This window comes from Streptomyces hainanensis, assembly GCF_004348415.1.
GTDB classification, from domain to species: domain Bacteria; phylum Actinomycetota; class Actinomycetes; order Streptomycetales; family Streptomycetaceae; genus Streptomyces; species Streptomyces hainanensis.
The window spans coordinates 1-9,778 of record NZ_SMKI01000306.1; the positions used below are offsets into that span (position 1 = coordinate 1).

8 protein-coding genes are annotated in these 9,778 nt (G+C 75.0%); 4 read left to right on the forward strand and 4 right to left on the reverse strand.

Annotated elements, in window-relative coordinates:
• From E1283_RS24675 to E1283_RS24685, 3 genes are all read right to left on the reverse strand, one after another.
• A partial coding sequence (locus E1283_RS24675; RefSeq protein ID WP_132820338.1) for a coenzyme F420-0:L-glutamate ligase occupies window positions 1-1,301 on the reverse strand: 1,301 nt, incomplete at its 3' end.
• The gene (gene cofD, locus E1283_RS24680) at window positions 1,298-2,263 is read right to left on the reverse strand and encodes a 2-phospho-L-lactate transferase (RefSeq protein ID WP_132820339.1); all 966 of its coding nucleotides are present in this window, start codon (window positions 2,261-2,263) and stop codon (window positions 1,298-1,300) included. The genes E1283_RS24675 and cofD, both read right to left, overlap by 4 nt.
• Before the next feature lie 13 nt (window positions 2,264-2,276).
• Complete coding sequence (locus tag E1283_RS24685; protein ID WP_132820340.1) at window positions 2,277-2,777, reverse strand: cysteine dioxygenase; 501 nt, start codon at window positions 2,775-2,777, stop codon at window positions 2,277-2,279.
• Window positions 2,778-3,264: 487 nt separating this feature from the next.
• On the opposite strand from E1283_RS24685, the gene E1283_RS24690 reads away from it, so the two are divergent.
• From E1283_RS24690 to E1283_RS24700, 3 genes are all read left to right on the forward strand, one after another.
• Window positions 3,265-3,528, forward strand: coding sequence for a WhiB family transcriptional regulator (locus tag E1283_RS24690; protein WP_132820341.1), 264 nt, complete (start codon window positions 3,265-3,267; stop codon window positions 3,526-3,528).
• A gap of 115 nt (window positions 3,529-3,643) precedes the next feature.
• A complete protein-coding gene (locus E1283_RS24695) occupies window positions 3,644-7,261 on the forward strand; it encodes a glycosyltransferase family 2 protein (protein ID WP_132820342.1) in 3,618 nt (1,205 codons plus the stop codon).
• On the forward strand, window positions 7,258-8,784 hold the full coding sequence (locus E1283_RS24700) for a DUF5719 family protein (protein WP_207930515.1): 1,527 nt from the start codon (window positions 7,258-7,260) through the stop codon (window positions 8,782-8,784). The genes E1283_RS24695 and E1283_RS24700 overlap by 4 nt, the downstream gene beginning before the upstream one ends.
• A gap of 39 nt (window positions 8,785-8,823) precedes the next feature.
• On the opposite strand, the gene E1283_RS24705 is transcribed toward E1283_RS24700, so the two are convergent.
• Window positions 8,824-9,207 (reverse strand): metallopeptidase family protein, encoded by a 384-nt coding sequence (locus E1283_RS24705; RefSeq protein ID WP_425086221.1) that lies wholly within the window; start codon window positions 9,205-9,207, stop codon window positions 8,824-8,826.
• 265 nt (window positions 9,208-9,472) lie between these two features.
• Between E1283_RS24705 and E1283_RS24710 the strand changes: the two genes are divergently transcribed.
• Window positions 9,473-9,778, forward strand: a 306-nt coding sequence (locus E1283_RS24710; RefSeq protein WP_132820345.1) for a DUF3499 domain-containing protein, incomplete at its 3' end; no start/stop codon positions are given.

The window sequence follows — 9,778 nt, forward strand, 5'->3', positions numbered from 1 at the left end:
GGGCGGGGGCGCGGGGCGGAGGCCGCGTGGCCGACGGCCACGGCGCCCATCGGGTCCCAGTCGGCCGGCAGGGCCAACTCGGCCCGCACCACGTCGCGGCAGAACATCGTCGACGACACCCAGGCCGAGCCCAGACCCTCGCCGGCCAGCGCCACCAGCAGGTTCTGCACGCCGGCGCCCATCGCCACCACGAACATCTCCCGCTCCGCCGTCGCGCGCCGCTCGTCCGGATAGTCGTGCGCGCCGTCCGCCACCAGGCAGGGGACCACCAGATACGGCGCGGCCCGCAGCACCTCGCCCCGCCGCACCCGGCGGGCGACGGACTCCTCGGACTTCCCGTCCCGCCGCAGGTCGGCGATCCAGGCGTCGCGCATCGCGTCGAGCAACCCGCGCCGCGCCTCGGCCGACTCGACCAGCACGAACCGCCAGGGCGTCGTGTGGTGCGGCGCCGGGGCCGTCACCGCGGCGGCCACGGCGCGCCGTACCGCCGCCGGGTCGACCGGCGCGGCCGTGAACTCCCGCACCGTGCGCCGCAGCGCCACGGCCTCCCTGATCGCCTCCGACGTGCCGAGCCGGAACATGTCGGAGCCGGCGTCCCGCACCAGGTCACGGGCGGTGGCCGGGCCCTCGCCCACCAGGTGGGCCAGGCCGCGGACGACCGCCACCGGCAGCCCGGCCGTCTTGCCCTTCACCAGCTCGCCGGCCGCGGCCAGTTCGTCGGCGACCGCGGTGACGGTGACGCCCAGCTCGTTGCCGTGCGGGTCGGTCGACCCGCGCAGGTCGTCGAGGACGGTGAGCCCGGCGGCGCCGATCGCCACGTCGGTCTGCCCCTCGCGCCACGGGCGGCCGAAGGTGTCGGTGATCAGCACCCCGACGTCCACGCCGAGCAGTTGACGCAGCCCGCGCCGGATCCCGGCCGCCGAGGCGTCCGAGTCCTCCGGCAGCAACAGCACGGTCCCGGCCGGGGTGTTGGAGGCGTCCACGCCGGCCGCCGCCATCACGAAGCCGTGCCGCGACTCGACGATCCTGGTGCGGCCGCGGCGGGCCACCACCCGGACGGCCTCCTCGTCGATGGCGGCCTCGCGGTCGTCGGCCCGCCTGACCCGCCCCTCCGCCTTGCTGACGATCTTGGAGGTGACGACGACGACGTCGCCGTCCACCAGGGCCGGACCGCCGGTGGGCGCCGCCGCGGCCGACACGGCCGCGGCGATCAGCTTGGCCAACTCGTCGCCCGGCGCCACCTCGGGGATGCCCGGCAGCGCCCACACCGAGTACGCGGGAGCCCGCAGCTGGGTCGTCATGCGGCCGTGACCTCCCCGGCCAGTTCGAGCGCCGCGGTGGCCATCGCGGCGGCCGCGTCGAGGTCCGTCATCATCAACGGCACGGCCCGGCAGCGGATGCCGTCGTCCTCCACCGCCTTCACCGCGTGCGCGTCCACGGTGTCCACCAGCCAGCCGTCGAGCAGCCCCGAGCCGTAGTGCTGGGCCACGGCCGCCGCGGTGGCCTCCACGCCGACCGCCGCGAGCACCTTGTCGGCCATGCCGCGCACCGGCGCGTCGCCGACGATCGGGGAGAGGCCCACGACCGGCACCCCCGCGCTCGCGATGCCCTCGCGCATGCCGGGCACCGCGAGGATGGTGCCCACGCTCACCACCGGGTTGGACGGCGGGAAGACGATGACGTCGGCCGCCTCCACGGCCTGGAGCACGCCCGGCGCCGGCTTCGCCTGGTCCGCGCCGACCGGCACCACCGCGTGCGCGGCGACGGCGGCCCGCAGCCGCACCCAGTACTCCTGGAAGTGCACCGCCTTGCGGCCGCCGACCCCGTCGTCGATCAGCACATGGGTCTCGACCCGGTCGTCCGTCATCGGCAGCAGCCGGACGCCCGGCTGCCACCGCTGGCACAACGCCTCGGTGACCGCGCTGAGCGGGTAGCCGGCCTCCAGCATCTGGGTGCGGACGATGTGGGTCGCGAAGTCCCGGTCGCCGAGCCCGAACCACTCGGGCCCGACGCCGTAGGCGGCCAGCTCCTCCTTGACCGTGAAGGTCTCGTCCGCGCGGCCCCAGCCCTGCGCCTCGTGGATGCCGCCGCCCAGCGTGTACATCACGGTGTCGAGGTCGGGACAGACCTTGAGGCCGAACAGATGGATGTCGTCGCCGGTGTTGCCGATGACGGTGATGTCCGCGTCGGGAGCGGCCCGCTTGAGCCCGCGCAGGAAGCGGGCGCCGCCGATGCCGCCGGACAGAACCACGATGCGTCGCATACCCGCCAGTCTGTCAGCAGGCCGCCGTCGAACGGGGCACGGGTGCGGAATGCGCCCGCTGGTGCATCCGCATCTGAGTGAGGCCGGGGAAGTAGACGTGCAGGCTGACGGCCGGCTCCAGCGAGGCGTTGACCATCTCGTGCACGAAGCCCGGCGCCAGCACCCGCAGCGAGCCCGGCGTGAGGACCCGGCCGCCGCGACCCACGGTCGACTCGGTCAACGCACCACCCAGCACGGTGTAGACGCCGCTCGACTCGCCGTGGTCGTGCAGCCCGCTGCCCTGCCCGGGCACCCAGCTCAGCAGCCACACCTCGTATCCGGGGCCGGTGCGCAGCCGGTGGTACCAGCGGCTCGCCGCGTCGTACCGCACCAGGGGCGCCCAACACTCACGGTCCCCGGCCAGCGCGGTGGCCAGGGCGGCGAACTCCGCCACGGTCGTGGGGTGCTCGGGAACGGGTGGCAGCAGATGCGGGATCGCCAGCGGATCGCCGGCGATCGCGTTGTCGTTGTCCATGGAGTCGGGGTACGCCTCGGTGAGCTCGGTGATCGAAGTCGGACTCGAAGGATGCCCTACTGGAACGAGTCGGGCCGCACGTCCGTCAACTGAACGCGCGACCTGGACCATTGTTTCATCACTTCCGGTCGCTCCGGTCCCCGAATGGTTTATGAGGGGATCCCACCGGACAGGTGCCGCGTTGCCCATCCGTGATGCGGCTGTGATCTACGTCGCTGCCCGGCGTCGGTTGCAACAAATCCGGCGCCCGGTACGTCCCTCCTTGTAAAGGAGAAGCGGCAGGTGCCGCAGGACGGATGAACGCGCATAATTTGTGGCGATTTGAACACTTTCCGTATGGCTGTGGTGCCACAGGGTGAATCATCGGGTGAATGGCAGATCGTGGCTTGTCCGGGCGGCGACCCCACTTGTAATTTCACTCATGTCGTTCGAGCGGTATCGATAACGACGGCATCACGGGGACGCAAAGAAGACGAGGGGCGCGCATATGACCGAGCTGTTCCAGCAACTGCTGGTCGACGAGGCGGACGAAGAACTCGGCTGGCAGGAGCGCGCGCTGTGCGCCCAGACCGACCCGGAGTCCTTCTTCCCCGAGAAGGGCGGCTCCACACGCGAGGCCAAGAAGGTCTGCCTCGCCTGCGAGGTCCGCTCGGAATGTCTCGAATACGCCCTGGCCAACGACGAACGGTTCGGAATCTGGGGCGGATTGTCCGAGCGTGAACGCCGCCGCCTGAAGAAGGCCGCCGTCTGACGGCGGTTTGACAGCCGCTCGACGGCGGTCCCCCACGACGAGGGGCCCAGGCACCGGCAGCCGCTAGTGTGGTGCGACGTCCACCACCGTCCAGCGAACCGGGGTCCGCACCTCGATGTCCGTGCAAAGCCATCCCGAATTCCCCCAGCACGTCGTCACGGCGGTGCTCGTCTCACACGACGGCGAACGCTGGCTCCCCGAGGTGCTTGCCGGGCTGCTCGGCCAGGACCGCCCGGTCCAGGACGTCATCGCCGCCGACACCGGCAGCGCCGACTCCTCCGCCACCCTGGTCAGCGACGCCCTCGGCGCCGAACGCGTCCTCCACCTCGCCCGCCGCACCGGCTTCGGTGCCGCCGTGGCCGAGGCGGTCCGCGCCGCGCCGGTGCTCACCGCGGACGACCTCCCCTACCTCAGGCGGCCGAACGCCTGGGACCCGGTCACCCGGACCTGGAACAACGACGTCTACGACCTGCCGGAACTCCCGCACGGCGAACCGGTCCACTGGCTCTGGCTGCTGCACGACGACTCGGCCCCCGCCCCCGACGCGCTCCTCGAACTCCTCCGCCAGGCCGACGCCAGCCCGTCCGCCACCGTCATCGGCGCCAAGCTCCGCGGCTGGTACGACCGCAGGCAACTGCTCGAGGTCGGCGTCTCCATCGCCAACAGCGGCCGCCGCTGGACCGGCCTCGACCGCCGCGAGCAGGACCAGGGCCAGCACGACCAGGTCAGGCCCGTCCTCTCCGTCTCCACCGCCGGCATGCTCGTCAGGCGCGACGTCTTCGAGCGGCTCGGCGGCTTCGACAGGCGACTCCCGCTGATGCGCGACGACGTCGACCTCTGCTGGCGCGCCCAGGCCGCGGGACACCGGGTGTTGATCGCTCCGGGCGCCGTCCTCCGGCACGCCGAGGCCGCCTCCCGCGAACGCCGCGCCATCGACTGCGGCGGCCGGCTCGGCGGCAACCCGCACCGCGTCGACAAGGCCGCCGCCAGCTACGCCCTGCTCGTCAACGCCCGCACGGCCAACCTGCCCTGGGTGCTGTTCCGGCTCGTCCTCGGCACCCTGCTGCGGGTACTCGGCTACCTCGTCGGCAAGCTCCCCGGCCGCGCCCTCGACGAGGTCACCGGGCTGCTCTCCACCCTGCTGGTCCCCGGCCGGGTGCTCGGCGCCCGGCGCCGCCGCCGCGACATCACCGCCCCGGACAGCGACCCCAAGGAGCTCCGCCCCTACTTCCCGCCGGCCGGCGCCACCCTCCGCACCACCGTCGAACAGGTCGTCAGCAACTTCGGCGGGCGCTCCGAACCCGCCGCCGCCTCCGGCGGCCGACACGGCGCCGTCGAGTCGGGACCGAGCGACGACGAGTCCGACTCCCTGGAGATCGAGCAGTTCGCCCGGCTGCGGCGGCTGGCCCGCCGCCCGGGGCCCATGCTCTTCCTGATCCTCTTCCTCGCCTCGCTGCTCGCCTGCCGCGAACTCCTCGGCACCGGCGCCCTCAGCGGCGGCGCCCTGCTCCCGGCGCCCGCCGAGGCGGGCGCGCTCTGGGACCGCTACCTGGACACCTGGCAGCCCGTCGGCACCGGCGGCGACACCTCGGCCCCGCCCTACCTCGGCCTGCTCGCGCTGCTTTCCACCCTGCTGCTCGGCAGCCCCGGGCTCGCGATGACGCTGCTGTTCGTCGCGTCCGTCCCGCTGGCCGGCGTCAGCGCCTACCTCTCCTCCGGGCCGCTGGTCATGTCCCGGCTGCTCCGCGCCTGGGCCAGCGTCGCCTACGCCTTCCTGCCCGCCGTCACCGGCGCCCTGGCCGGCGGCCGGATCGGCACCGCGGTGCTCGCCGTGCTGCTGCCGCCGCTCGCCCGCACCGCCGTCGCCGCCGCCGGCTTCGCCGGCGGCGGCCGCGGCTCCTGGCGCGCCGCCTGGGCCTGCGCCCTGCTGCTCTGCTGCGCCGTCGCCTTCACCCCCGTCGTCTGGCCGATGGCCGTGCTGCTCGCGGCGCTGGCCGTCGCCCTGCCGCTCCGTCAGGAGCCCGGCGCCCGCCGCGCCCGCGTCCCGCGGCTGGCCGCCGCGCTGCTCACCCCCGCCGTGCTGCTCGGCCCCTGGTCCTGGTCGGTGCTGCTGAGCCCGTCGGACTTCCTCGACGAGGTCGGGCTGCCGTTCACCACCGACCAGGCCAGCGCGCAGCACCTGCTCAACATCAGCCCCGGCGGCCCCGGCACCCCGAGCACCTGGCTGCTGGCCGGCCTGGTGCTCGCCGCGCTCGGCGCGCTGCTGCGCACCGAGCGGCGGCTCGCCATCCTCGCCGCCTGGTCGGGCGCGCTGGTCGGCCTCGGCTTCGCGATCTGGTCCGACGGCGAGGGCTGGGCCGGCCCCGCCACTCTGGTCTACGGCCTGGCCCTGCTGTGCGCCGCGGCGCTCGGCGCGGACGGCGCCCGCTACCGGGTCGCCGCGCAGAGCTTCGGCTGGCGCCAGCCGGTGGCCGTGGCCATCGCCGGCGCCTCGGCGGCCGGCCCGCTGCTGGCCGCCGCCGGCTGGATCCTCGGCGGCGCCTCCGGGCCGCTGGAGCGCGCCAACCCGGTGCAGGTGCCGGCCTTCGTCGCCGAGGAGGGCTCGGCACGCGACCAGGCGCGCACCCTCGTCCTCGCCGGCACGGGCGGCGCCGACGGCGCGCTGCCCGAGCTCATCGACTACACCCTGGCCCGCGGGTCGGGCGCCCGGCTCGGCGACGCCGAGCTCAGCGAACTCGTCGGCGACGACACCGACCTGGGCCGCGCGGTCGGCAACCTCGCGGCCGGCTCGGGCGCCGACCAGACCGCGGTCCTCGCCGACTACGCGATCCGCTACGTGCTGGTCAAGGACGGCTCGCCGCGTGGCCTGCACCGTGTCCTCGACACCACCCCCGGGCTCCAGCGGCTCAGCCAGGAGGACGGCAGCGCCCTGTGGCGGGTCGGCCGCGAGGTCTCCCGGGTCACCGTGCTGCCCCCCGAGGGCGCGGAGGGCGAGGCCGCCGAGCCGATCGCCGTCCCGGCCGGCGCCGTCGAGGTCCACGCCGACCTGCCCGAAGGCCCGGCCGGCCGCACCCTGCGCCTCGCCGACGCCGCCTCCGAGGGCTGGGTCGCCACGCTCGACGGCCAGCCGCTGACCCCGGTCACCGTCGGCGGCTGGGCCCAGGGCTTCGAACTGCCCGAGGGCGGCGGCCGGCTGGCCGTCCTCCACGAGACGCCCACCGGGCACACCGTGTGGGTGTGGGTCCAGGGCTTCGCCCTGCTGGTGCTGGTCGTGCTCGCACTGCCCGGCCGGCGCCGCGAACTGGACGACGACCTGCCCGAGGAGGACGCCCCGCCGGCGGAGGCCCCGACGGGCCGCCGCGCCCGCCGGGAGGCCGCCGCCGAGGCCGGGGCCGAGCCGCCGGTCGAGCCGACCGAACAGCCGCGGGAGCCGGAACCCGCCTACGTCCCCCAACCCGCCGGCCACGACCAGTGGGCGGACGCCGGCTACCGGACCCAGCCCTACCAGGGCCAGGACCAGTACCAGCAGCCCGGCTACCAGGACCCCGCCGGATACCCCGGGACCGGCCAGCCGATCCCGCAGCAACAGGGCTACGGCGGCTGGGACGAGCGGGGCTACGACCAGCACCACGACCAGCGTCCCGACCAGCGTCCCGACCAGAGTTACGACCAGACGTACACAGCCCCCTATGACTACCCGGGCGACTACGGCGACGGGAGCGACCAGCGGTGAACCGCGCGACCATGTCCCTGCTGGCCGGCATCGCGGTGCTGGCGGCCCTCACCGGCGTCGCGGCGCTCCGCCCGGCCGACGACGTCCAGATCACCACCCTGGAGCTCAGCTCCCCGCGGCCGGTCGAGCGCAGCGCGCTCACCTGCCCCCGGCCGACCGCCTCCGAGGGCGCCACCACCTGGTACACCGCCTTCACCCCGCCGCCGCTCAGCCCCGGGTTCGAGCAGGACGAGACCGGCAGCGCCGCGCTGCTGCCGGCCCCCGAGCACTCCGCGGGCTCCGTCGTCGACGACGACTCCGACGAGGAGCCGCCGGCCGAGTCCGACCCGGTGGTGCCGCTGGAGGAGGCCGGCGCCCCGGTCACCGTGACCGTCACCGACTCCGACGCGCCCGCGCTGACCGGCACCGCGGAGGCCGGCCTCGCCCCCGGCTGGACCGTGCAGCAGACCACCCGCGTGGAGACCGGCAACGGCCGCGGCCTGCTCGGCACCGCCTGCCAGACCCCCGACACCGAGTTCTGGTTCGCCGGCGCCAGCACCGCGGAGAGCCGCGGCGACTACGTCCACATCACCAACCCGGACGCCGCCGCCACCGTCGTCGACATCGAGCTGTTCGGCCCCGAGGGCCGGATCGAGACCGACACCGCCGAGGGCTTCACCGTGCCGGGCGGCACCACGGTCCCGGTCCGCGTCTCCACCCTGACCGACGAGGCGGTAGGCGACCTCGCCGTGCACGTCACCGCCCGCACCGGCCGGATCGGCGCCCAGATCGAGGCCGTCGACGCCCAGCGCGGCGCCGACTGGCTCACGCCCTCGACCGCCGCCGCCGGCGGCCCCGTGGTGCTGCCCGGCATCCCGGCCGCGGCCACCGGCGTCCGCCTGGTGGCGTTCGCGCCGGGCGACGACGACATCACCCTGGAGGTCGGCCTGGCCGGCCCCGGCGGCACCATCACCCCGGCCGGCTTCGAGACGGTGGCGCTGCGCTCCGGCGAGCTGACCGCCCTCGACCTGGGCAACCTGACGCAGGGCGAGGCCAGTTCGGTGGTGCTCACCCCGGCCGGCGGGTCTGGCTCCGGCCGGGTGGTGGCGGCCCTCCAGGTCGTCGGCGGCGAGGAGGACGCGGCCGAGATGGCGTTCATCCCCGCCACCTCGGCCGTCGAGGAGCGGGCCACCGTCTCGGGCAACACGACGTCCGGCACCACCCTCGCCCTGACCGCCCCCGGCGACGCGGCGGAGGTCTCCGTCACCATCTCGGCCGGAACCGAGGGCGGCGAGCCGGTCACCGAGACCTACACCGTGGACGGCGCGACCACCCTCACCGTCACCCCCGAGCTCCCCGACGGCACCGGGGGCAGCTACGCGATCACGGTCCAACCCGGCGGCGGCGGCCCGCTGTTCGCCGCCAGGACGCTCACCATGGGCGACGAGGACGCCCGCGTCTTCACCGTGCAGACCCTCCCCGACGACCAGTCGGCCGTCGAGGTCCCCGACGCCCGGCAGGACCTGTCCGTCCTCCTCGACTGACCCCGGGACCGCCGCCGGCCCCGGCCCGTGTCCGGCCCCTCAGTCCTGGCCATATCTGGGGTCCACCGACTCCGGGGCCAGGCCGAGCAGCTCCGCCGCCTGCTCCACGCACACGTCGTGCACCAGCTGGGCGCGCTCCTCGCGGTCCCGGCTGCGCAGCTCCACCGGGCGGCGGTACACCACGATGCGGTCCGGGCGGCCGCGCCGCCCCCTGACCACCCCGCCGAGCGGCACCACGTCCGCCCCGTCGGGCCCAGGACCCGTGCCGTCCAACCAGGGCACCTCCTGCACGGCGAAGTCCACCGAGCCGAGCTGTGGCAGCCGCCGCCGCAGCCGCTCGGCCGAGTCGTGTACCAGGGAGTCGAAGGTCTCCGCCCGGCTGGCCGCCAACGGCACCTGCGGGGGAGCCACGGGGCCGCGCATGCCACGGCCGTGCCGGTCCCGATGCCGGTGACCGGTCGGTCCCGAGGGGGCGGGGGGGACGCTGCTGGATTTGTCCATCAACCATCGACCATAGAGGACGAGACGCCCTCCGGTCAGAACGCCGACCGTCCGACGACCCGGAAGCCCCGGGACAAGACAGAACCTTGAGACGAATCACCACAGCGCGGGCACGCCCGGGACGACACGGGCGGGTGACGCCACCCGGAGTCGTCGCGGCCCGCTCAGGAGTGCGGTACGGTCCAACATCGTGAGCCCCGTCCGTCGCTGTTCGCGCACCGCGTGCGCCCGCCCCGCCGTGGCGACGCTGACGTACGTCTACGCGGACTCCACCGCCGTCCTCGGCCCCCTGGCGACCTACGCCGAGCCCCACTGTTACGACCTGTGCGCCGAGCACTCGGAGCGGCTGACCGCGCCCCGCGGCTGGGAGGTCGTCAGGCTCGCCATCGACCCCGCCGCGGCCCGGCCCCGCGGGGACGACCTGGAGGCCCTGGCCGACGCCGTCCGCGAGGCCGCCCGCACTCCGCCCCGGCGGACCCCGCCGCCCCAGGGC

What these genes read in the sequence shown, in the direction of transcription:
- cofD (WP_132820339.1), bottom strand. Translation starts at nt 2,263, where the DNA reads ATGCGACGCATCGTGGTTCTGTCCGGCGGCATCGGCGGCGCCCGCTTC.
- E1283_RS24685 (WP_132820340.1), bottom strand. Translation starts at nt 2,777, where the DNA reads ATGGACAACGACAACGCGATCGCCGGCGATCCGCTGGCGATCCCGCAT.
- E1283_RS24690 (WP_132820341.1), top strand. Translation starts at nt 3,265, where the DNA reads ATGACCGAGCTGTTCCAGCAACTGCTGGTCGACGAGGCGGACGAAGAA.
- E1283_RS24695 (WP_132820342.1), top strand. Translation starts at nt 3,644, where the DNA reads ATGTCCGTGCAAAGCCATCCCGAATTCCCCCAGCACGTCGTCACGGCG.
- E1283_RS24705 (WP_425086221.1), bottom strand. Translation starts at nt 9,207, where the DNA reads ATGCGCGGCCCCGTGGCTCCCCCGCAGGTGCCGTTGGCGGCCAGCCGG.